Annotated in this window: 18 protein-coding genes and 2 pseudogenes; 5 read left to right on the plus strand and 15 right to left on the minus strand. The window is 69.6% G+C overall.

Annotated features, from left to right (window positions below):
• Positions 1-173: 173 nt before the first annotated feature.
• The gene (locus tag ACFV3E_RS31135) at positions 174-410 is read left to right on the plus strand and encodes a hypothetical protein (protein WP_500537693.1); all 237 of its coding nucleotides are present in this window, start codon (positions 174-176) and stop codon (positions 408-410) included.
• Positions 401-1,125, plus strand: a pseudogene (gene istB / locus ACFV3E_RS31140) (IS21-like element helper ATPase IstB). Before ACFV3E_RS31135 ends, istB begins: the two are co-directional and overlap by 10 nt.
• Here istB and ACFV3E_RS31145 read toward each other — a convergent pair.
• The 3 genes from ACFV3E_RS31145 to ACFV3E_RS31155 form a co-directional block, all read right to left on the minus strand.
• Complete coding sequence (locus ACFV3E_RS31145) at positions 1,094-1,744, minus strand: hypothetical protein (RefSeq protein ID WP_500537694.1); 651 nt, start codon at positions 1,742-1,744, stop codon at positions 1,094-1,096. The pseudogene istB and the gene ACFV3E_RS31145 sit on opposite strands and share 32 nt — an antisense overlap.
• Before the next feature lie 522 nt (positions 1,745-2,266).
• Positions 2,267-2,743: a hypothetical protein gene (locus ACFV3E_RS31150; protein WP_500329740.1), complete on the minus strand. Its 477-nt coding sequence runs from the start codon at positions 2,741-2,743 to the stop codon at positions 2,267-2,269.
• 13 nt (positions 2,744-2,756) lie between these two features.
• The gene (locus ACFV3E_RS31155; RefSeq protein WP_500537695.1) at positions 2,757-4,001 is read right to left on the minus strand and encodes a helix-turn-helix domain-containing protein; all 1,245 of its coding nucleotides are present in this window, start codon (positions 3,999-4,001) and stop codon (positions 2,757-2,759) included.
• 215 nt (positions 4,002-4,216) lie between these two features.
• Between ACFV3E_RS31155 and ACFV3E_RS31160 the strand changes: the two genes are divergently transcribed.
• Together ACFV3E_RS31160 and ACFV3E_RS31165 are read left to right on the plus strand one after the other, a co-directional pair.
• Positions 4,217-4,627 carry an ATP-binding protein gene (locus ACFV3E_RS31160; RefSeq protein ID WP_500537753.1) on the plus strand — a complete coding sequence of 137 codons (411 nt, stop codon included), beginning with the start codon at positions 4,217-4,219 and terminating at the stop codon, positions 4,625-4,627.
• Between the two features lie 87 nt (positions 4,628-4,714).
• On the plus strand, positions 4,715-4,840 hold the full coding sequence (locus tag ACFV3E_RS31165) for a hypothetical protein (RefSeq protein WP_396570914.1): 126 nt from the start codon (positions 4,715-4,717) through the stop codon (positions 4,838-4,840).
• A gap of 630 nt (positions 4,841-5,470) precedes the next feature.
• Here ACFV3E_RS31165 and ACFV3E_RS31170 read toward each other — a convergent pair.
• Together ACFV3E_RS31170 and ACFV3E_RS31175 are read right to left on the minus strand one after the other, a co-directional pair.
• A complete protein-coding gene (locus tag ACFV3E_RS31170; RefSeq protein ID WP_500537696.1) occupies positions 5,471-7,780 on the minus strand; it encodes a SpoIIE family protein phosphatase in 2,310 nt (769 codons plus the stop codon).
• A 300-nt stretch (positions 7,781-8,080) separates the two neighbouring features.
• Positions 8,081-8,470, minus strand: coding sequence for a hypothetical protein (locus ACFV3E_RS31175; RefSeq protein WP_500537697.1), 390 nt, complete (start codon positions 8,468-8,470; stop codon positions 8,081-8,083).
• 304 nt (positions 8,471-8,774) lie between these two features.
• Between ACFV3E_RS31175 and ACFV3E_RS31180 the strand changes: the two genes are divergently transcribed.
• A complete protein-coding gene (locus ACFV3E_RS31180) occupies positions 8,775-9,314 on the plus strand; it encodes a phosphate-starvation-inducible PsiE family protein (protein WP_500537698.1) in 540 nt (179 codons plus the stop codon).
• Here the strand turns inward: ACFV3E_RS31180 and ACFV3E_RS31185 are convergent.
• From ACFV3E_RS31185 to ACFV3E_RS31230, 10 genes and pseudogenes are all read right to left on the minus strand, one after another.
• The gene (locus ACFV3E_RS31185) at positions 9,288-11,462 is read right to left on the minus strand and encodes an FUSC family protein (RefSeq protein ID WP_500537699.1); all 2,175 of its coding nucleotides are present in this window, start codon (positions 11,460-11,462) and stop codon (positions 9,288-9,290) included. The genes ACFV3E_RS31180 and ACFV3E_RS31185 overlap by 27 nt on opposite strands.
• A gap of 321 nt (positions 11,463-11,783) precedes the next feature.
• Positions 11,784-12,943, minus strand: a pseudogene (locus tag ACFV3E_RS31190) (glutathione-independent formaldehyde dehydrogenase).
• A gap of 298 nt (positions 12,944-13,241) precedes the next feature.
• A complete protein-coding gene (locus tag ACFV3E_RS31195) occupies positions 13,242-14,375 on the minus strand; it encodes a hypothetical protein (RefSeq protein ID WP_500537700.1) in 1,134 nt (377 codons plus the stop codon).
• Between the two features lie 411 nt (positions 14,376-14,786).
• A complete protein-coding gene (locus ACFV3E_RS31200; protein WP_500537701.1) occupies positions 14,787-16,499 on the minus strand; it encodes an FAD-dependent oxidoreductase in 1,713 nt (570 codons plus the stop codon).
• Positions 16,499-16,762 (minus strand): UBP-type zinc finger domain-containing protein, encoded by a 264-nt coding sequence (locus ACFV3E_RS31205; RefSeq protein WP_089228936.1) that lies wholly within the window; start codon positions 16,760-16,762, stop codon positions 16,499-16,501. The genes ACFV3E_RS31200 and ACFV3E_RS31205 overlap by 1 nt, the downstream gene beginning before the upstream one ends.
• A gap of 411 nt (positions 16,763-17,173) precedes the next feature.
• The gene (locus ACFV3E_RS31210; RefSeq protein ID WP_089228937.1) at positions 17,174-17,623 is read right to left on the minus strand and encodes a DUF1931 family protein; all 450 of its coding nucleotides are present in this window, start codon (positions 17,621-17,623) and stop codon (positions 17,174-17,176) included.
• Between the two features lie 256 nt (positions 17,624-17,879).
• Positions 17,880-18,338: a thioredoxin gene (gene trxA, locus ACFV3E_RS31215; protein ID WP_500537702.1), complete on the minus strand. Its 459-nt coding sequence runs from the start codon at positions 18,336-18,338 to the stop codon at positions 17,880-17,882.
• Positions 18,335-20,971 carry an ATP-dependent chaperone ClpB gene (gene clpB, locus ACFV3E_RS31220; RefSeq protein WP_500537703.1) on the minus strand — a complete coding sequence of 879 codons (2,637 nt, stop codon included), beginning with the start codon at positions 20,969-20,971 and terminating at the stop codon, positions 18,335-18,337. The genes trxA and clpB overlap by 4 nt, the downstream gene beginning before the upstream one ends.
• A complete protein-coding gene (locus ACFV3E_RS31225) occupies positions 20,962-21,369 on the minus strand; it encodes a chaperone modulator CbpM (RefSeq protein ID WP_500537704.1) in 408 nt (135 codons plus the stop codon). Before ACFV3E_RS31225 ends, clpB begins: the two co-directional genes overlap by 10 nt.
• Positions 21,366-22,307, minus strand: coding sequence for a DnaJ C-terminal domain-containing protein (locus ACFV3E_RS31230; protein ID WP_500537705.1), 942 nt, complete (start codon positions 22,305-22,307; stop codon positions 21,366-21,368). The genes ACFV3E_RS31225 and ACFV3E_RS31230 overlap by 4 nt, the downstream gene beginning before the upstream one ends.
• Positions 22,308-22,312 lie beyond the last annotated feature (5 nt).

Here is a 22,312-nt window from a genome sequence, read left to right on the forward strand (position 1 = left end):
ATCCGCCACCACCTGGGGCTTCGCCCTCTACCTCGCCAACACCGACAAGTACGAGGACACCCTCCTGCCCACCAGCAGCTTCGCCGACACCCCCGAAGGTGCCCTGGACTACGCTTGCGGCCTCTACCTCGCCACCCCGGACATCTGACCAAACCCCGGACACGACACCGGCTTTGGAGTCAACCCCCGAAGGACTTCCGGCGCCGACCCTTTCCTACCGCACCATCAAGGGCATCCTGATCGCCGGCACCGAGACCGACCCCGAGCCGGAGACCGGTGACGCCGGAGCCGCGGCCTTCCTGCACAGACCTCAGGGCCTGTTCGGCGCCACGATCCCCACCCAGACCGCGGACGAGCTCCACGACGACCAGGGCCGCGGCGACTCCGAGGCGGCCGTGCGATGGGCGTGATGGACACCGCTCTGCGCGAATCGCTCAAGGTGCTTCGCCTCTCCGGCATGCTGGCGACCCTCGACGCCCGTCCGCTCAGGCCCACGGCGGCGAACTCGGGCACCAGGACTTCCTCCAGGTCCTCTGCCAGGACGAGATCACCCGCCGCGAGACCGGCGCTTTCCAACGACGCCTGCAGAAGGCGAAGTTCGAGCAGCAGGTCACCCTGGAGGAGTTCGACTTCACCGCCTCCTCCAAGCTTCCCGCGGCCCAGATCCGCGACCTGACCGCCCTACGCTGGCTCCACGCCGGCGAGTCGGTCATCCTCTTCGGCCCGGTCGGAGTCGGAAAGACGCACATTGCTTAGGCCCTCGGCCACCTGGCGATCCGCCAGGGCGCCAACGTCCGGTTCACCAAAACCAGCCGGGTCCTGGCGGAGCTGGCCGGCGGTCACGCGGACCGCACCTGGGACAAGCGGATGCGCGAGCTGATCCGCCCCGACGTCCTGATCCTGGACGACTTCGCGATGCGCCAGCTGAGTGCGGCCCAGGCTGACGACCTCTACGAGCTGGTCAGCGAGCGGCAGGGCCGGTCCCTCATCATCACCAGCAACCGGGCACCCAGCGACTGGTATCCGCTCTTCCCCAACCCCGTCGTCGCCGAGTCGCTCCTGGACCGGCTGATCAACACCAGCCACCAGGTCATCATGAACGGCCCCAGCTACCGGCCGAACTAGCGCCCGAGGAACCCCACGGACAATTGACCCGCCGCCACCGGGCCTGGTCGATCGGACCAGGCCGACCGGCGATACTGATCAGGCCGGCTGGGCGGCCTCGCTCGTAGACGCGAGCAGCACCGAACTGCCAAGCAACAGAGGCCCAGGTCACCGGTTCGATCGGTGGAGTGCCCGGGAACGCTGGGGACCTGCCGAGCCTGCGATCGAGCCACGCGTCCCAGGACTCCAGGAACTGGGCCATTGAGCCGCTCGCCCAGCCGCCGCCGTCACCGGCCCACAGTCCCCGGGCCAGCCTGTCCTCCGTCCAGGCGCGGTCGCGGGCGAAGTCGGCGGCGAGCGCCAGCAGCAGGGCACGCAGGTCTGCCGGGGAGGCGACCGACGGCTCGTCGCCGAGAGGGGCCGGCTCGGCGAGCCCGGCCGAAGGCGCGTCCACTGCGCAGATCAACTGGTCGGCCAAGCCCGACCAGCCGGGCTCCGAACCCCGGTCGGGAAGAGCTGCGGCCCAACGAAGCAGGACGTCGTCGATCTGCGGGGCGTCGGCGCCGAGGCCCTTGAAGCGCTCCACGAGGCGCTGCAGCAGGGCGCGGAAGTCCTCGCCGCCCTTCACATTGTTCGTCACCGCGCGAGAGTAGGGCTACCCGGACGAGCACGTCGACCGGATGTCAGCGCGGCACACCTCCAGGCAGCTGATCGACGAAACGAGCCGGTGGGGAATTCCTTGGCGTTTGGGCTGGGGAATTACGTGACCGTCGACACGTGAGAGCCATCGGCTCCCACGACGTCGACAGTTGTACCGGCTGGCCGTCAGCCATGAACTCGTACGTCGTGCACACGCAGTGGTCCCCGGGCTGAATGGCAAGCCGCTGCGCGACGTCCTCTGGAGCGGACGCACCAGCCACAGCAGGTTTCTCCTCAGCACCCCGCCGTCTGGCCACCCTCCGCTGGCATAGCGCCGAAAGGCATACGTAGGTCGTGCCGAAACGGCCTCAACTGGAAACGGTGTCGAGGTGCCCACTGGCCATTTCACGGCTCGAGAGCAGGACGCGAAGGGCCTGAGGTTGTCCTGTTCCCCCGTTTCTCCGCGGCCGACGGCCGTCGGCCGCGGAGAAACGGCTCGGTCCGTGGGTGAGTCCTCTTCGGATCAGTCCCGGCTGGCCCCTTCGGGCCACACGATCTGTACGGGGACGCCGACACGGCGCGCGTAGGCGACGACGTCGGCGGTGCCGCCGTATCCACGGGCTGGCTGCCCGTCCCACACGGCGATCAGCTGGTCGGCGAGCCCCACGACGATCTCGCTGCCCGCCTGGTGAGCCTGCGAGGTGGACTCGCGCATCCCGGTGTGGTGGACGTCGGCGGCGCGGGCCATCAGCTCGTCGTACACCGGGTAGTGCCAGTCGGGCAGGCTCTCGCGGTACTCGGCGGCAGGGATGACCACTTCGAGGCGGCCGCCGTGCTGGAGAACGGCCTGCGCGAACCAGGCGTCGGGGCCGTCTGCGATGCAGCTGATCCCCACCAGGTCCTCCGCCGCGGTGGCGTCGACCAGCTTGGCAAGTTCGGCACGGACTTGGGCCTCGACCGCCGGCGACAGCCCTCGGTGGCCCGTGATGCCCAGGCGCATGCTGGCTTCCCCCTTACAGGTAGGTGTCGTGCAGCAGGGTGTCGAAGTCGCGCACGATACCGGGCGGTGTCTGCGAGGTATACGAGCGGCGGAAGGCACGGGCGCGCTCGACGACGCGCCCGGACTTGAGCCGCACTCCATCGTGGACGGCCCGGGTCGCCAGCGCGAACGCGGAGTCGACGCGGCCGGTGGACAGGTGGCCGGTGGCGACGTCGAGGGTCAGAAGTGCGCGCTGCTTCTCGTGGCCGGACGACAGGGCGGTGGTGATCTCCTGCGAGGACAGGACCCAGCGGGACCGGCCGAGGCGCGCCCCGCACACGACGCGGCAGGAAGCCACCTTCCGCTCGTCGAAGGAGAACACCCACGGCCACGGCGGCGGGTCCTCGCGCGGCACGAGCGCGGTGTGCTGCTCACAGGAGCGCAGGGCGCGCTCGGTGGCGCGATCGTCGCCGGCGGTGGCGTGGGCGACGGCCTCAATGGAGGCGAGCCAGGCGGCAGCGATGGCCGGAAGGTCGGGGCCGAGCTGGCGGCGCGCTCGGGCGATCAGCCGCAAGCCTTCGGCGGTGTTGCCCGCTTCCACCTCGAATTGGGCGAGGCTGCCGGTCTGGTAGGCGCCGAGCAGGGAGTCCCCGGCGGTGCGGGCGGCCTTGATGGCCGAGCCGTACCAGGTGCGGGCGGAGCCGTGGTCGGCCATGTCCCAGGCGAGCCAGCCGACCAGGGAGGCGGCTTCGGAGCCGACGGCGGCCATGCGGGCCTTGTGGGAGGCGTCCGGGGCCTGGGAGGCGACGCGCTGGATGAGGCGCAGGTGGGCTTGTGCGGCGTCGGCGAGGTCGCGTGAGCCGACGGTGGCGTCCAGGCGGCGGAAGGCGGTTGTGGCGACGCGTAGGGCCGGTGCCTGGCCGCTGTCCCATTCGGGGCGGGCCGGGATGTGGGCTATGGCTGGCGTCGCTGCAACTGCGGCGACGCCGGCGAGGAATTCTCGGCGTTCCACCGTGCTGTTCCCGTTCCGGTCGTAGTCGGCGAGACCGACCAGGTTCGGAGGGATGCCGAGGTGGCTGGCCGCGCTCGCCAGGAGGCTCATGTTGTAGGTGCCGACGCCGCGGTCTTCGAGGCGTGACATGGCCGACTGAGACAGGCCGCAGGCCTCCCCGAGCTGGCGCTGGGTCAGGCCTAAAGCCTTGCGAGTCAGCTTGATGACGCGGCCGTAGTCGCCGCCTCGTGCGGCGTCCCGGACTTGCTTGTTGCCGGCCCCGTCCATGCGTTCCCCTCCCACGCTACGTACCGTCGCTCAGCATCTACCCGCCTCGTATGCGATGGGTGCATATCCGCATGCGCTGCCTGCATCGGAGATGGCGGCGGCCGTGACGAGCCGCTTTCCTACAGTCAGTGTCCGACACGACGTCAGGTCGGCGCTGACCTCTCGAAAAACCCGACCGGGGCGATGGTGCCCTTTGAAGGGGGAGCGGAGCCGTGATGACGACGCACGGGACCTCGCAGCGGTGGCAGATGTGGTTCACGCCGTTTCCCAAGACGGTGTACATCGCCCGCAGACAGGTGGGGCGGGTTCTCGCCGGCTGGGATGTCCCCGAGGGTGCGATGGACACCGCGGTGTTGATCACCAGGGAGCTGGTCACCAACGCGATCCGGCACTGCGACACCCAGCACCTGGTGCACGTCCACGTATCGGACGATGGCGCCCAGTTGCTGCTGGAGGTGTCCGACCCTAGCCGCCGGCATCCCCGCCCTGTGATCGCGTCGAGCGATGCCGAGAGCGGGCGGGGGCTGATGCTCGTACGGGCGGCCGCAGCCGACTTTGGGGTCCGTGACCGCGATCCGGTCGGCAAGACCGTGTGGGCGACTATCGCCCGGCAGCCTGCCCTGTGAGGCCCCGGCCCGGCGGAGTCCCCCGTCGCACTACCGGGCCGGTTCCCCTCCCGTTCCTCGCGTCGATGTCGAAGGTGGTTCTCTGCAGTGACCGTTGAGGCTGGCGAGCAGCTCCCGTTCCATGTGGCGTTCGAGCCGGAGCGCGGCCAGCTCGTCGTGATGGTGACGGTCGGCGTCCCGCCGAGGCAGCAGCTGGGACCGTCTCGGCGATGAGGCGTCCCGCGTGCCCCTTCAGCTGCGGGTGCGGGAGGCCGGCGGGTGGTGCGCGAACGTCGGCGGTGCCACGACAGGCACGACATCGCGACCGGCACACGGCGCAGCATCCGAGCGGTGAATCGGAGTGCCGCAGCGACCACGCCACGGCGCCGACCCCATGGTTGCTCCCCGTTCGTTGGGGAGGACGCCCCCGCCCCGACGGGGGCGCACGGCTCATACCAGGCGGGCCGTGATCCCGCCGCGCGCGCTGGCGAGCCTGCCCGGATCATCACCCGGCGCGCGTGGCGGGCCCATCTAATCCACGACCTTGGAAGACACCGTGTTCCTTGATGTTCTTCGGCTTCCGGCCGGAGCCCTGCTGCCGTCCGTCCGGCCTGACCTGCGCGCCGCCGGTGGGTGTGCCACGGACGAATCCGGACTCGGTCGCCTATTCAGCGGCATCCGTGTGCTGCGGCGACGGCCCGGGCCGCTGTCACCTCAGCGGCGGCGCGCACGCTGCCCTCACGAGCCGAGGCGGGCGTGGCCAGGGCGTGGGAGGTGTCGACGGTCATGCCCTGGGCGCGGTCCCCGAAGGCCGGCAGACCCTCACTACGCTGCAACGAGCGCCCGCAACGATGGACTGCGGAATCACGACGCTCCGTTACCACCGGACGTGAGACAGAGCCCTTTTGGCTGCTCTGCCCAGACGGTCTTTCCCTGATCCCAATAACGGGTACCCCACTGGTCCGCGAGGGTGGCGACGATGAACAGCCCTCGGCCAGTCTCGTCGATGGTGCGGGCGTGTTTCACGTGTGGAGCGCAGGTCGAGGCGTCGCTGACCTCGCTGGTCAGCATCTCGTCAAGGATCAGGCGTAGCTGCAGGGGCGGAGCGCCGTAGCGGACCGCGTTGCCGACGAGTTCGCTGACGATGAGCTCATTGGTGAACGCAATCTCCTCGTCCACGCCCCAGGCATCAAGTTGGCACCGGGCTGCCGCACGGGCGATCGGGGCGGCCTCGGGACCCGGCGGCAGGGAGAGGGCCAGCACCTGATCTGGGGGCAGCGCTTTCGTACGCGCGAGCAGCATCAGTCTCTCGTCGGTCCGGTGGCGCTGTGTGAGCGCATGCGCGATGTCGTCGCGCAGCTTGGGCAGACTCCGCTTGCTGCCGCGGTCCAGGAGCGGGCGCAGTGGCCCTGCCAGGACCTCGTCTGCGAGTGGCGCGGTGGCCATGGCCAGGGTGGTGCCTTCGGGGAGGCTGACCGTAGTCGCGGGAAACGGGGCGTTGCCCGTTCCGGCGAGCAGGGGGCCTGGAGGCACGGCCAGCGTGGACGAGGTGCCGTCGGGGAAGACGGCCACCGGCTCCGGGAGACCGGCACGGGCGAGGGCGCACGTGAGAGTGACCGGGTCGTAGATCGCAACGGCGCAGCTGGCAGTGAGCGACTCGCGGTGCAGGGGATCCCCGGGCGGCAACGCGGCACGTTCGGCTGCGAGACGGATCGCGGTGTCGCTCAACCGGGCCAGTAGCTCGTCGGGCCCCAGGTCCAGCGCGGCAATTGAGTGGAGCGCCGTCCGAAGCAGTCCCATCGTGGCCGCCGCGGCGACGCCTCGCCCGGCGACGTCGCCGACGACCAGCGCGGTCCGTGCGCCGGGCAACGCGATCGCGTCGAACCATACGCCGCCACCCTCCGGCCCCGGAAAGTGCAGTTGGCAGACCTCCACAGAGCTTGGCGTGGCTGGGCGCTGGGGCAGAAGCCTGCGCTGGAGAGTCGCTGCGATGGTCCGCTCACGGGTGTACCGACGGGCGTTGTCGATGCAGAGAGCGGCGTGCGCGCACACGTTGGACGCAAGCTGGAGGTCCTCCTCCTCGAAGGGATCTTCGTGGTGGTGGCGGTAGAAGCTGACTACCCCCAGAGCATGACCACGCAACGCCAGCGGTGCCACGATCAGAGAGTGGACATCGGAGCGCCTGATGGAGTCCGCTCGGGCTGGGTCGGCGGCGAGCCACGCGCTGTCAGCGTCGATCGGGACGAGCCGTGGGCGGAGGTCGGAAAGCACGTGCGAGTAGGGGGTGCCGGATGGCAGCGGGCGCACGTCTCCGACCCGGTATGCCGAGATCCGTCCCCGGAAGGCTGTTCGGTGTAGGGGAACGTCCTGGTCGACAGGGACCAGTGGAGGGTCCTCGCCGCGGACGACGTCTTCGATGACTTCGACGACGGCGATGCCGGTGAAGGCCGGTACTACTGCGTCCACCAGTTCTCGGCACACAGCCAGCACATCCAGCCGCCGCCCCACCCGTGCGCGGACCGTGTCCAGGAGGGCCAGGCGTTTCAGCGCGTTCTCACGCTCGGTAACGTCGACCGCTGAAGCCACCAGACCGAGCACGTCCCCACGGTCGCCCTCCAAGCGGGCGAAGGAGACGGAGTAGATGCGGCGTCTGTGCAGGCCAGGCGCTTTGCCGGTCCGGACGAGCCGGTTCAGTACCGGCACTCCGCTCTCCATGACCCTGTGAGCCACCGCGAGCTCTTCCTCAGGGTCTTCGAGTTCGAACGCCTCGGTGAACCGCTTGCCGAGCAGGTCTGCCACTGGCGTGTCGCGCAGCCAGCGGGTGTTCATGCGGACCACGCGCAGTTGGTCGTCCAGGACGTGGATTCCCACCGGGGACTGGGTGAACATGGCCTTCAAGACCGCCACGTCCTGCTGTGAAACGGCGTCCGCTGCGGCGCGTACCTGCCAGACAACGGAAGTGCCGTGCAGCACCGGCCTGACCAGTACCGGGGCTCCATCAGAGAGGCTGTCTCGACGCCCTCGGTCTCCAGCGCCGATCTCACGCATCAGCGCGATGACGGACTGGCCTACGGCTTCCTCGGCGGACCATCCGAACAGCTCCTCCGCAAGACGATGCCACTCGATCACCCGTCCGTCCTCAGCGATCATCATGAGCACGTCGCGGTCGGGCATCGAAAACACCTCCCGCTCTCATCCCCGGGTTCATCCACCTCCCGGTCTGCGCAGTGCACTCCTCCACCAGTTCAAGTGCGTGGCGGCCCCCCGGCAACCCGACCCGGGCGCTTCAAGCTGTAACGGCAGGCTGATCTACCTCTTGAAGAGGATGCCGCGAAAGCCGCCCTCCCCTACTCCACAGACGCCGGACGACGCTGCCTTGGGGTTCGACCCGCGAGACGCCGACACACCGACCGCTCTTGGCCACGGTCCAACAATCGCCAAGTGCACGGCGACTGCGTTGTTCTTGTTCAGGCTTCACTCAGCTCCCGCCCAAGACCGATCCGCTCTCCGCGTCGTACAGCACGAAGTAGACCGGGGCGGCCAAGGAGTCGGCGCGGATCCGGTGCCGCACGGCTGACGACGGGCTGGGGGCTCTTCGTCCTGCACGGCCTGTTGCCTGGCGTCGCCGACCACCGTCTGCCGCACCCGGCGCCGCAGACGCCTGGAGCCGAGGGCGGGCAGTGCGATCAGTGCGACTCTGTGCTCGGGTTCGACGTCGGTGCTGACCGGCTCGCGCTCCATCCGGCTCGGCAGGCAGGTGAGGAAGACGCCGATGTCCCGGTCGCCGTCCGTCACACGGGTGCCGACGATTTCAGCCACGTCGGACACGTCGACCCGCTCGTCCGCCACCAGGGGCAGCGTCACGGTGACCCCCGCCGGCGGATGCCCCTGACGTGCGGCGGCACAGATCTTCCGGCAGGCGGGGCGAGATCGCGGGCAATCTCGGAGGGCAGGCCCGGTTCGGCGACCAGGACGAACCGCAGGTTCCCACCGTTCGTGTCCGCGTCGGGCTGCCTCATGCACTCTCGTCCTGCCGCCGGGTAAGTCTCGGTGATGTCGCATCTCGCCACTTCCCCCAGGCTTTCACCACAGTGAGGGATCCGCTCGTCCACCCGCCGGTCCACCCGTTCGGCAGCACTCCGCGCCTGCGGGCCGGGGCACCCCTAGCATGCTGACTGTGCGATCCATTCTCCCGAAGATCGAGGGCGGCGGCCGGGTACAGGGCTTCCTGCAGCTCATCGAGGACGGTATCCACCTCGTCGTTGCGGCGCTCCTCGTACTGCTGGCGGGGCTCCTGACCGTCGGGGTCGTCCACGACGTCATCAAGTCGATCCAGGGGCCGTACCGCGAGGAGACGGTCGTTCTTTCCGCCCTGGACAACGGCCTTGTGCTGTTCATCGTGGCCGAGCTGCTCCACACCGTCCGCCTCACCATCAGGAACCAGACCCTCGACGCGGAGCCGTTCCTCGTCGTCGGCCTGATTGCCGGCATTCGCAAGGTGCTCATCGTGACGGCCGAGGCGGAGAAGTCCTTCCGGTGGAACGTCGAGGGGATCGAACTGCTCATCCTGGCGGGGCTAATCCTCGTGATGGCGACAGCGGCGTACGTGTGGCGGCGCTCCACACGGCCGGGAGACTACTTCCCGGTTCAGGAGGCGCGGCGCCACCCGTCGCCGACACCGTCACCCACCCCGGTGAGCGGGTCCTGATCCGTCACCTTCCGCCGCCACGGCCGCGCGCACCCGCTGCTCCTCGCGTACAGAGCCGACGTCCCGTTCCAAGGGTGTGCGGCTGACGGCCGTTGTGAGATCCTCCAAGGCACGCTTCTGCAGTTCCGCCCCGCGCCGCGCCACCGTGCTCCGGTCCCCGGCTGGGGCGCCCTCCCACGCGTGGAGCGCCTCCTCCAAGCGCCCCCAGTCCGGAATCCGGTGCTCGCGCACGTCGTCTGCCGCCTGCGCGGTGTCCGCCTCCAGGGCCTCGGCGAACCGTTCGGCCTCGGGGATGGAACGGCTGTCGGCCCGCGGGACATGGCTCTCCATGAGCATCGCCGCCCGGCCGAAACCCTTGAGCGCCTCTTGCGCCTCCTCCGCCTCGCGCGACGTCAGACCCCTGGGGCGGACCGGTTCCTGCCTTGCCTGGTCGTAGGCCTCCTGCCAGGCTGCTCGTGCCTCCCTGCTCGCCAGCAATGCCCTGCGCATGTCGGCGAGACGTTCCCCGGTCGGTTCGGCGTAACTGCGCAGCACCGCGGCCGCGTAGCGACCGTTGGCGGCGAGCCAGTCCGCAAGCCGGTTGGGCAGCCGGGGCGTCTCCCATGCGGGGAACACGACGTACGCCAGCATGGCCAAGGCCCCGCCGATCAGGGTGAGCACCACCCGCTCCGGGACCGTCTGCTCCCATGCCTGGCCGCCCATGCCGAGCAGGAAGACGACGTACGCGGCAGTGAAGCACTGGGAGTAGGCGTAACCGGTACGGATCAGCGTGTACGACAGGCCCGCCGAGACCACCGCCAGCGCGCCGAGCACGTGGGCGTCCGGGCCCAGGGTCTGCACCATCCCGGTGGCGAGCGCGACCCCGGCCAGGGTCCCGGCAAGACGGGCCACCGCACGCGCGTACGTCCGGTGGAAGTCCGGCCGCATCACCATCACCGAGGCGATGGGCGCCCAGTAGCCGTGGTGCAGGGGTAGCCGGGCGGCGATCAGATAGCCGAGCGTGGCCACCGCCGCCAGGCGGATGGCGTGCCGGAACACGGGCGAGTCCCGGCGGAGCTCACAGTGGACCGCCCGGACGACGACCGGGAGCAGCCGGAACATGGTCGGGCGCACCAGAAACTGGGCGCTCGCGGTGCCGGGCGGTGTGGGCGTCTTCCCGCGCGCGCCGCTCCCGGCGATCTCCAATGCCTCGGCGAGTAGTTCCACGAGCTGCTCGGCGGCCTGCCGGGCGGGGCCCTCCAGCACCTCGTGCTCGTCGTCGACGCGCAGGACGTCCGCGCTCCCGGGCGGCACCTGGGCGGGAGTGCCGCGGCGGATCGAACGGGCGGCCGCGTCCAGGACGTCGGCGGCCGCGTTGAGCAGCTCCCGGGCCCGGTCCCGCCCGGGTCCCTCCGCCGGGGCGCCTACGTCCGGGTCGGCGAGCGCGGCGACGACCGGCCGAATGCGCTCGGCCAGGCCCCGGGGGCCGTGGAGGACGGGGGGACGGGTGCGGGCCTGTGACGGCGTCACGGCGGCCGCGTCCCGGGCCGTCATCAACGGCTCCGGGTCGAACGGGGCGGTCGGGTCGTGTCGCAGCCGGCGGGCGTAGTCCGCCACGGCGGCCAGGGCGTCGGCGAGCGCGTCACGATGTGCCCCCCACCGGCGGATCGGGAACAGCAAGATCAGCACGGCCTGTGCCACGCCTCCGAGCGCGATGATCCCTGCGTGCTCCAGGGCTCGCCCGACGCTCGTGGGCAAGGTGATGGTCACCAGCATGCTGCCGACGGTCGTCGCTGCGACGATCCCAGCGGTCGATCCGACGGCCCACGCCATCCCCGCGAGAAAGGCCCATACGGCCAGCAGGGGGAGGAACGTCACGAGTCGCCCCGCTGCCAGGTAACCCACGAAGGTGCTGAGCGCCAGGCCTGCGCCCGCGCCGAGCGCGATCACCTTGCGTGGGCGCCAGGTGCGCTGGAAGGTGGCCCCACCCGCGGAGTAGGCACCGAGGGCGGCGGACGCGGCGTATGCGGGGGAAGCCAGCCACAGCGCCGGCCCGACGACGATCGCCACCCCAGCGGCCGTGCGCAGCGCGAGCAGGGGCTCCAGCCGCGTCTCCTCGATCGTGAGCCCGGATCGCACGACCTCCCCCAAGGCCCGCAGCCACGTCACGGGGGTGAGCCTAGCCGGAACGCCCTGCCGGGTCGCGCCGGCCTGATTGAGGTGGGGGCAGCCGTCAGACAAGGAAAGCCTCCCGCACGGGCCCAGGAACAGGGCGGCCGCACCGCTGGGACGGGGCGGTGCCACTGCGGACAATGCCGGGCGTCCACCGCCCGTCCCACCGGGCCGGAGAGCGGGCGATCGCCGCTGGTTCAGATCCGACCGGAACGCGAGCGATCGTCGCCCGTCCGGCCCCGGCCGGAGCCGGGGCGAGCGCCACCGGTCGGCCGGACCGGTCCGGGGGAACGGGCGGGACGGCGGCCCTCGGGTCCCTTATCCCTTGTGGCCGTTGCCGTGTCCGTTCGGATGCAGGACCACCTTGGTCCAGCCCTCGTCACGGGCGTCGAAGTGCTCATAAGCAGTGGGGGCCTCGTCCAGGCTGAGTTCGTGGGAGACGACGAAGCTCGGCTTTGCCTTCCCGCCGGCGATCAGATCCCGCAGCGCCCGGTTGTACTTCTTCACCGGCGCTTGCCCGGTGCCCATGTGCTGGCCCTTGAACCACATCATGCCGAAGTCGATCGGGACCTTGCCTTGCGCCTCCAGCTCCCCCTGGGCCTCGGCACCGCCCGGGTCCTGGGGCAGGAACACGCCCACCACGCCGATGTCGCCCGTGAACCTGACCGAGTCGATCAGTCCGTTGAGCGTGAGGCTGGCGTCCTCGTGTCCCTTGGGGTCGTGCGCCTGGTAGCCGACGCACTCACAACCGTTGTCGGCGCCCAGACCGAGGGTGGCCTCCTTGACGACCTCCGCAGGCTTCTGCTCGGCGGTGTTGATCGGGATGGCCCCGATCTCCTCCGCCTTGCGCAGCCGGTCGGGATGGTGGTCGGCTACCCAGACATGAGGGCTGAGTAGGCCGCCATCAGCCCGACGGGACCGGCCCCGAAGACGATCGTCTGGTCGCCCGGTTTGACGTGGGCCATCTCGGTGGCGTGATAGCCGGTGGGGAAGATGTCGGCGAGCATCACATAGTCCGTCTGCCGGTCGGCGGCGTCCTCGCCCAGACGCAGCGCGTTGAAGTCGCCGTAGGGCACGCGCAGCAGCTCTGCCTGGCCGCCCTGGTAGGGGCCCATGTCGGCGAATCCGTAGGCGGCTCCGGCGAGGGCCGGTTCCGGCTGCATGGTCAGGCAGTAGTTGGTGAGACCGCGCTCGCACTGCTTGCAGAAGCCGCAGGCGATGTTGAAGGGCAGTACCACGTACTGGCCGACCTGGACCTTGCGGACGGCCGGGCCGACCTCCACGACTTGGCCCATGTTTTCGTGTCCCAGGGTGCGGCCGGACTCGAACGAGGTGCGGCCCTCGTACATGTGCAGGTCCGAACCGCAGATGTTGGTAGTGGTGATCTTGACGATGATGTCGCAGGGGTGTTCGATCTTCGCGTCCGGTACGTCCTTCACTGTGACCGTTCGCGGGCCTTCATATACCGCTGCTTTCATGATGGCTTCCTTTGGTGCCGCAGCATGGCCGCGGCACGGCAGGGATGGAGACAGCGTAAAGAGCCTGACTCCAGGGAGTGGGTGCGACGGGGTCCGTGGCTCCGGCATGCCTCTGTGGGCTGTCCACGCGGTTCGGATGGAACGGTGGTGCCACAGCCGGGCCGTCAAGCGAAACCCCGGCGCTCCGGCGGCGTACCGTCCGAGTCCCCGTCGGCCCATGACGCGAAACACTCACGCACTGATCGACCAGCGGAATCTTCGGACCCGGACGACCGTCAATCAACGACGCGTCTTCAACTCAGGTTACCAGCTGGTCACCGTGGTCGTCCTGGAGCATGTGGAGACGTTCCTGTTCGCGCTTGGAGTAGGCGGCTGCCCGGATCGCCTCGTCGCTCTCCAAGCCTGATCCCAGCGCGCCGCCCACGGTGGCGACCGAAGCGACGAACCATGACAACGTCAAGTATTCCGCGGCCTGCAGCGGGCTTCTTGTCACGGAAGCGAACACTTCGCCGTTGATGATGAACAGAGCCCACACCAAGTTGATGACGATCAACCCGCCGTAGCAGACGAGCACCCCGATACCCACGGTCATGACCGTCGAGGCGTTGTAGAGCCTCGCCCTCTGCCTCGCCTCCGGCGAGACCTCTGTCGATCGATGCCACAGCTCCGCGTCGATGATCAGCCAGCCGATCATGAGCCCGACAGACCCGACCGTCGCGATCACGAGGCGTGGCGTGCTCAGGTACTCGGCCAGGCTCCAGATGGTGGAGTTCACGGTGGCGACTGCTCCTGTGGCGAGTGCGGCCGCCAGGGCTTTCGACAAGCCCGGCACCAACCGCCACGGCCGGTTGGCGCGGACCATGCCGACGAGCACCCTCAGGTAACCGCGCGGCCCGCTGACGACGTAGCGAAGATCTGCGGTCTCCTCCTCTTCGACCGGGCCCCGGTGAACAGGCGCGAGACGACTGACGAAGGGCCCGAGCACCGGCTGACTTTGCGGAGGTCCTCCAGCCCCAGTGGCCCGCGGACCCGCCAAGCCAAGCACGGCTTCTTCCACGGCCCGCCGGGCCCTCGTCTGCAGACGCAAGCCCCCCAGCGCAGGAAGAGACACCAGCGCCAAACCGTGTTCGTGACTCAGATCCACAACGAGCTTGCGCCCGTGTGAGCGCAGCGGAAGGTCGGTGAGGGCCACGACGATGTCCCAATTCTCAGCTCTTCCGCGGTCCATGATCCGGCGCATCAAGGTGGGCGGGTCCTCGGTCCCTGCGGTGAAGGGCTCACTGACCACCTTGACTTCGAAACGCCGCCCCTGGCCCGACTTGTCGGCGAGCCGAGTGGGAAGTACCTGGGCCATGCGCTGCGCGATCTCCGTCGGCGCATCCGGATCCGCCAGGAGAGCCACGACCGTAACGCCCGCAGACGACACCCGCATGACTCCTTCCCGACGGCTGCCCCCGCGATCGCCCGTGCCCACAGGATGCCTCGGAGGTAACGTCGACGCCGCGTGACACGCTGGCCCGCCGGTAGGTGCAGGAGGTACGGCCAGATCCCTCCGCCTTGTCCATCGGCATCACCTGCCTCTACGCCATGCTGTCCGTGCTCGTTGCGTCACTGCGGCGTTCCTGCTCAGACCGGAGTCGTCGCGCCCGCTCGCCGGGCGCATCAGCCCGATGCCGGGTACTACCTTTCTCTCGCCTGGTTCATGCCGTCCATGGAAACCGTCGGCGTTGCGCCGGCCGCGCTGGGAGGACGCCCGGGGGGTGGGCCGGGCCGCCCACAGGTCGTCAGGGAGAGAGCCAGCGCCAGGACACGGACCGGCCCGCCACAGGCCGGCGCACCTGGACTATGGACCAGCGGAGCGGACCAGACTTCCCGTCTTTCCCCGGTGCTCGTGCACGAGGCGGATCGCCATGGCACCCTCACCGGTCGCCGAGGCCACCCGCTTGACCGAGCCGCTCCTGACGTCGCCGGCGGCGAAGACCCCGGGAAGGGTGGTCTCCAGCAGCAACGGACCCCGGCCGAGGGAGTCCCACCGGGTCGGATCGGCCGCCGCCTGGGCGTCCGCGCCGGTGAGGACGAAGCCCTTCTCGTCCAGGGCCAGCACGCCCGTGAGCCACTCCGTGTGCGGCCGGGCCCCGATGAACACGAACAGCGCCGCGACCCGCAGCTCCCGGTGCTCACCGCTTGCGTTGTCCTCCACCAGCAGCGACTCCAGCTTCTCCTCCCCCGACGCACGCCGGACTTCGGTGTGGAGCAGCACCTCGATCTTCGGGTGCCGTTCCACCTGGTCCACCAGGTAGCGCGACATGTCCGCGTTGAGGTCACCGCCCCGGACGAGGAGGTGGACCCTGGACGCGTGGTTCGCGAGGAACAGCGCCGCCTGCCCGGCGGAGTTCCCGCCGCCGACCACGGCGACCGGATCCGCCTGGCAGAGACTGGCCTCGTGGACCGTCGCAGCGTAGTAGACGCTGATGCCCTCCAGGCGGTCGATACCGGGCACCTCGAGCCGGCGGTACCAGACACCCGAGGCGAGCACCACGGCGGCTGCCCGGACCCGGGACCCGTCTGCGAAGGTGACGACGTACTCGTCGTCCTGCGGGGTGAGGGCACTGACCTGGGCCGGCACCATGAGGCGGGCACCGAACTTGTGGGCTTGGAGCACCGCGCGTTCGATGAGTTCGCCCCCGGAGATGCCCGACGGGAAGCCAAGGTAGTTCTCGATGCGAGACGAGGTACCGGCCTGGCCTCCGGTGGCCACGGCGTCGACAGTGACCGTGGTGAGACCGTCGGAGGCACCGTACACGGCGGCGGCGAGTCCCGCGGGGCCCGCACCGACCACCATCACGTCACACCGCCCGGCCTCCGGCGAGGGGGCGGGCAGCCCGATGAGCCGGGCGAGTTCGGCGTTGCTCGGATTGCGCAGCACCAGCTCGCCCTTCCAGATGACCACCGGAGTCTCCTCGGGGCGGATGGAGAACCGGCGCAGCAGCGCCTCCGCATCCTTGTCCTTCTCCAGATCCACCCAGCGGTGAGGCAGCCGGTTGCGGGCGGCGAAATCACGCAGCCGCAGCGTGTCCGGTGAGTAGCACGACCCAAGGATCCGGAAGCCGGCGCCGAGGCCGATGAGCATGTACCGGCGGCCCAGGTAAGCGCGGAGGATCAGGTCGCCGAGGACGGGGTCGCGGCCGACCAGGGATCGTTGCTGCTCCACCGGCACGGCCAGAACCTCGCCCGCCTCACACACCACGGCGGTGTTGAACGCCGTCTGGCCCTCCAGCAACCCGAGTTCACCCAGGAATCTGCCAGGTCCGTGAACGGCCACCGTACGCTCGTCGGGCCCGCCGAGATCATGGAGTATCTCGACGCTCCCACTGAGGATCGCGAGGAACTCCCGGAACGGCTCGCCCTCGCGGTACAGCACTTGGCCCTCGGCGGTCCTTCGGCGCTCACCGTGCCCAGCCAGGTCCTCGAGCTGCTCCGGTGTCAGGCGCGGGAACGCCCCGTACCGGTCTGGTGTCTCGTGGACCGCACTCTGCTTGTGCTCGGCCGCGCTCATCAGACCAGGGCCTCGTCGACGTAGCACCAGCGCCAGTCCTCTCCCGGCTGGAAGGACTGCACGATGGGGTGACCGGCGCTGCCGGCGTGCCGCCTGGCGTGCTTGAGGGGCGAGGAGTCGCAGCAGCCGACGTGCCCGCAGGTGAGGCAGAGTCGCAGGTGCACCCACGGGGAACGCTCCTTGAGGCACTCCTCGCAGCCCTCCGGAGTATGGGGCGTCACTGGGCGCACCATCGCCAGGTGCGGGTCGGGAATCGTGGTCATCAGGGTTCTCCTTCCGTGGGTGGGACTGCTCAGCCGCGGCCCGCGATGGTCTCCTTCACCCAGCGGCGCAGCACCGGGGCGGCAACAGCCCGGCGGAACATCACCCCTCCCGTGTCGAGCGCACCAGGCCGGAGCAGGCCGCGTCGAGACGCGGGTTCCCGGGCCTTTGGGCGTTCCCACCGGTCCAGCGTCGCGGCGCCAGGACTTGATGCGTTACGCGCATCCATCCAGCCCGCGGACTTTCGCCCTGCAGGGGCGCCCATAGCCGGATCGCAGCCGGGCGGCGCCGGCGGTCTCGTGGATGGGATCGACGTGGAGGCGGCGCTGCAGTGGGCTCAGCCCGACTGCGCATCTGGCGGGGTCATAGATCGGTCTTGGCGGCACCCTGGACGCGGATGAGGCGATCGCCACTCACAGCAGCAGGTCGAAGACTGCTCGGGCCTCGTCCCAGTGCTGAGTCTGCGGGTTCTTCAGGTCGGGGTGGAGGATCTTGAAGCTCTGAGCAAGGGCCAGGCTGAGTCCGCCGATGATGTCCGGATAAGCCGCCTCGGTCTCCTCGTCGGGCGTCCGGTCCAGCGCGGGGTGGGTGGCAAGCTGTTCCAGAATCGGCTTGATTTCCACTTCCTGGTCGATCTTCTGGAAGTGGTGAATGCTCTCCTGCAGGCCTTTCGTGATCGGCAGGTCACAGGTCCGGATGATGTCGCGCCCGTTGGCCTTGGCTGTGGCCTGGGCAACGGTCAGCAGATCGTAGAGCTTGGCGTCGACGAAGTCGCTGTAGCGCTTGAGATCGTTCTTGTCGACGTCCAGCCCCGCGGCTGCGCGGAAGAACCTTTCGAACCTGGCGATGGACATCACGGTCATGACGGCAACCTCCGACTGCGGGCGCCGGGGTAGCTCCCGGCCCCTCGGCTTCCCCGCCAGCCTGGCTGACGGGGCACGTGAATGAATGCGCATGTCGGGACCAATCAGCCTCCCTGAAATGCCCTGCCAGGCCCAGGCATCCGACGGCCCGAGTACGGGCGAGCGTGCGAGTCGACTCAGGTACCTGCGGGTGGGCCCACCTTTGCTACGGGAATAGCCTCCGTACAATCCGGTTGCGGTGGTCGGCCCATCGTTATCACTTTCCTGCAGTGGTCTGCCTTCCCTTCATCGCCTGCTCGACCCACGAGCGCAGGACGTGCGCGGGTGCCGCGCCGGCCTGCCGGGCTACCGTCTCGCCCTGATCCAGAACGAGCAGGGTCGGCACCGCCTGTACCTCGAACCGCCGGCTGAGCTGCGGATTCTTGTCCACGTCGACCTTGACGAGTTTGATCCGTCCGGCGAGGTCGCGGGCGACCTGTTCGAGGGCGGGGCTGACCATGCGGCAGGGGCCGCACCAGGTGGCCCAGAGGTCGACGACGACGGGCTGGGTGGCGTTGTCGGCAACCTCGGCGAAGTCGTCGTCGCCTGCGTCGACGATCCAGGGCAGGGGCTGCTTGCAGTGGCCGCAGTTGGGGCGTCCCTCGGCGGCCACAGGAATCCGGTTGGTGCGCCCGCAGTTCGGGCAGGTCGCGGTCATCGTCCGGGTGGTGTTCACGCCGCCCTCGTTTCCCGCTCCGCCTGCTGGTCGTAGGTGACCACCAGCTCGCCGTGCTCGGCGTCGACGCGGACCGTCGCGCCGTCCTGGACGTCGCCGCGCAGCAGGGCGCGCCCGACCAGTGTCTCGACCTCGTGGGAGATGTAACGCCGCAGCGGCCGCGCCCCGTACACCGGGTCGTAGCCCTGGTGGGCGATAACCTCCCGAGCCGCGTCGGTGAGTTCGACGGTGATGCGGCGTTCGGCCAGCCGCTTCCGCAGCTCGTCGAACTGCAGCTCGACGATCCGCTCGATCTGCCGCTCGCCGAGCGGCTTGAACAGCACGATGTCGTCGACGCGGTTGAGGAACTCCGGGCGGAAGTGCCCGCGCAGCTCGCCCATCACCAGGGCGCGGGCGTCGGGCTTGATCTCACCCTCGGCCGTGGCGCCGTCGAGGAGGTGCTCGGAGCCGATGTTGGACGTCATGATGATCACGGTGTTGCGGAAGTCGACGGTGCGGCCCTGCGCATCGGTGATGCGGCCGTCATCGAGGATCTGCAGCAGGGTGTTGAAGACATCAGTGTGCGCCTTCTCGATCTCGTCGAACAGCACCACCGAGTACGGCTTGCGGCGTACGGCCTCGGTGAGCTGGCCGCCTTCCTCGTAGCCGACGTATCCGGGCGGTGCGCCCATGAGCCGGCTGACGGTGTGCCGCTCCTGGTACTCACTCATGTCCAGGCGGACCATGTTCTCCTCGGAGTCGAACAGGGTCCGGGCGAGGGTCTTGGCCAGCTCGGTCTTCCCGACACCGGTGGGGCCGAGGAAGATGAACGAGCCGATAGGGCGGCGGGGGTCGCGGATGCCGGATCGGGCGCGGATGATGGCGTCGGCGACGAGCTTGACGGCCTCGTCCTGGCCGATGACGCGCTCGCGCAGGATCTCGTCGAGGCGCAGCAGTTTCTCGCGTTCGCCCTCCTGGAGGCGGGCGACGGGGATGCCGGTCCAGGCGGCGACGATCTCGGCGATCTCCTCCTCGGTGACGACCTCGCGCAGCAGCCGGTTCTGCCCTTGCTTGGCGGCCAGTTGCTCCTCCTCTGCGGCGAGTCGGCGCTCCAGGTCCTGGAGGCGGCCGTAGCGGAGTTCGGCGGCGCGGTTGAGGTCATAGGCGCGTTCGGCCTCCTCCGCCTCGTGGCGGACCTGTTCCAGTTCCTGGCGCAGTTCCTGCACGCGGCGGATCGCCTGCCGTTCGGCCTCCCACTGCGCGTGTTTGGCGTCGGCCTCACCGCGCAGGTTGGCCAGTTCACTGCGCAGCTCCTCCAGGCGGGTTTTGCTGGCGGAGTCGGTCTCCTTGGAGAGGGCCGCTTCTTCGATCTCCAGGCGGGTGACGCGGCGTGTGATCTCGTCGAGTTCGGCGGGCATCGAGTCGATCTCGGTACGCAGCCGGGCGCACGCCTCGTCGACGAGGTCGATGGCCTTGTCGGGCAGGAACCGGTCGGTGATGTAGCGGTGGCTGAGGGTGGCCGCGGAGACCAGCGCGGAGTCCTGGATCTTCACGCCGTGAAAAACCTCCAGGCGTTCGCGCAGTCCGCGCAGGATGGAGATGGTGTCCTCCACGCTCGGCTCGTCGACCAGGACCTGCTGGAAGCGGCGTTCGAGGGCGGCATCCTTCTCGATGTGCTTGCGGTACTCGTCCAGGGTGGTTGCGCCGATCATGTGGAGTTCGCCGCGGGCGAGCATCGGCTTGAGCATGTTGCCCGCGTCCATGGCCCCTTCGGCAGCGCCCGCGCCGACGACGGTGTGCAGTTCGTCGACGAAGAGCAAGATGCGCCCCTGGGCGGCCTTGACCTCGCTGAGCACAGCCTTGAGGCGTTCCTCGAACTCACCGCGGTACTTGGCTCCGGCGACCAGGGAGCCCATGTCGAGGGCGAACACGATCTTGTCGCGGAGCCCTTCGGGCACGTCGCCGCGGACGATGCGCTGGGCGAGGCCCTCGACGATGGCGGTCTTGCCGACACCGGGGTCGCCGATGAGGACGGGGTTGTTCTTGGATTTGCGGCTGAGGATCTGGGTGACGCGGCGGATCTCCGCGTCCCGGCCGATGACCGGGTCGAGCCTGCCGTCCCTGGCCTCGGCGACAAGATCACGGCCATATTTCTCCAGAGCCTCGTAGGCCACTTCAGGGTTGGCGGAGGTGACGCGCTGGTTGCCGCGGACCTGGGTGAGCGCGTTCAGGAACGAGTCCCTGGTGATGCCGGCCTGCTTGAGCAGTCGCCCGGCGGCGGTCGAAGAGCCCTCCTCAACAAGGGCGAGCATGAGGTGCTCCACGGACACGTATTCGTCCTTGAGGCGTTTGGCTTCCCGTTCGGCGGCATCTAGGAGGCGGGCGAGGCGCTGAGTGACGAAGACCTGGCCGGGTGCCGCGCCGGGGCCAGTGACCTTCGGGCGGCGGGAGAGGTCCTCGCTCACGGCCGCGTGCAGTTGCTTCGGGTCGGTGCCGGCCCGTTGCAGCAACCGCGGGATCAGACCGTCCTCCTGATCGAGAAGTGCGAGCAGCAGGTGTTCCCCGTCGACCTCGGTCTGGCCCATGCGGACGGCCGCGGACTGGGCCTCCTGAAGGGCATCCTGGGACTTCTGGGTGAGACGGTTCATGTCCATGGGGGTGTTTCACTCCTCGTGCCGCGGCCGCGCAGGGCGGCTTCGAGCAGGCTGATGCGGTCGAGCAGGTCGAGCACCAGGCCGATGGATGCGTAGTTGAGGCAGAGTCCGGAGCGCAGCCGCTGGATACGGGCGAGGACCGCCGGGGCCGCGGGGTCGAACACCAGGTGCCCCGCTGCGTCGCGCTCGGCGTCGACCAGGCCGAGGGCGACGAACCGGCGGATCAGATCGGGGTGGAGGCCCGAGCGACTGGCCACGGCGTTCAGGGAGAGCCTGGGGGCGGGCACGAGCGCGTACCGGACAGCCGTCGAGGCGGTGATGTCGGCGCCCGTCCGTACCGGACGGTGGCCCACGCCGGCCCGGCCGATGCCTGCCGCTCCCGGGGGTCGGTCCTTCATCGTGTCCTCCTGGGGTCGAACGACGAGGTGGCGGCGAGCTCCTCGAACAGTTCACGCTCCCGGTCGCCGAGGGTGGGCGGCACCACGACGCGGAGTTCGGCGTACAGGTCGCCGTTGGCGCCGCGCGGGTTGGGCATGCCTTCGCCGCGCAGCCGCAGCCGCCGACCGCTGGACGAGCCCGCAGGCACCGTGACCTTGGCCGTGCCACCGCCGGGGGTGGGCACCGGCACGGTCGCCCCCAGGGCCGCCTCCCAGGGGGCAACCGGGACCTGGATGTGCACGTCCCGGCCGTCCAGCCGGAACCGAGGGTGGGGCTTAATACGCACCCGCAGGTACAGGTCGCCCGCGGGGGCGTCACCACTGCCCTGGCCGCCCTCGCCCACCAGCCGGACGCGCTGCCCATCGGTGACGCCCGGCGGCACATCGACCTCGTACCGCCGCGGCTGCCCGCCGGGACCGGCGAGCGTGACGGTGCGACGGCCGCCCTTGTAGGCCTCCTCGACGGTGAGGGGCAGTTCGGCCTCCTGGTCCGCTCCGGGGACGCCGCCTCGGGCGGCGCCGGCTCCGAACATGGAGCCGAGCAGGTCCTCGATGTCGATGCCCTCCGCTCCGAAGCCGGTGGCGTACCGGACGCGGGGACCGCCCGCACCCGCGGTCCTCCCCTCTCGGAAGCCGGCGCCCGCTCCCGCCGCGACCCGCTCGTCGAAGTCCTCGGGGATCTTGCGGAAGTCCTCGCCGAAGCGGTCGTAACGGGCCCGGGTCTTCGGGTCCGACAGGACGCTGTACGCCTCGTTGAGGTCCTTGAAGCGTTCCTCCGCCTCGGGGTCCTTGTTGACGTCGGGGTGGTACCTGCGAGCGAGCTTGCGATATGCCTGCTGGATCTCGTCCGGGCTCGCGGTCCGTGACACGCCCAGCACCTCGTAGTAGTCCCGTGCCATCGCCG

The sequence above is a fragment of the Streptomyces sp. NPDC059718 genome (assembly GCF_042733315.1).
Lineage (GTDB): Bacteria > Actinomycetota > Actinomycetes > Streptomycetales > Streptomycetaceae > Actinacidiphila.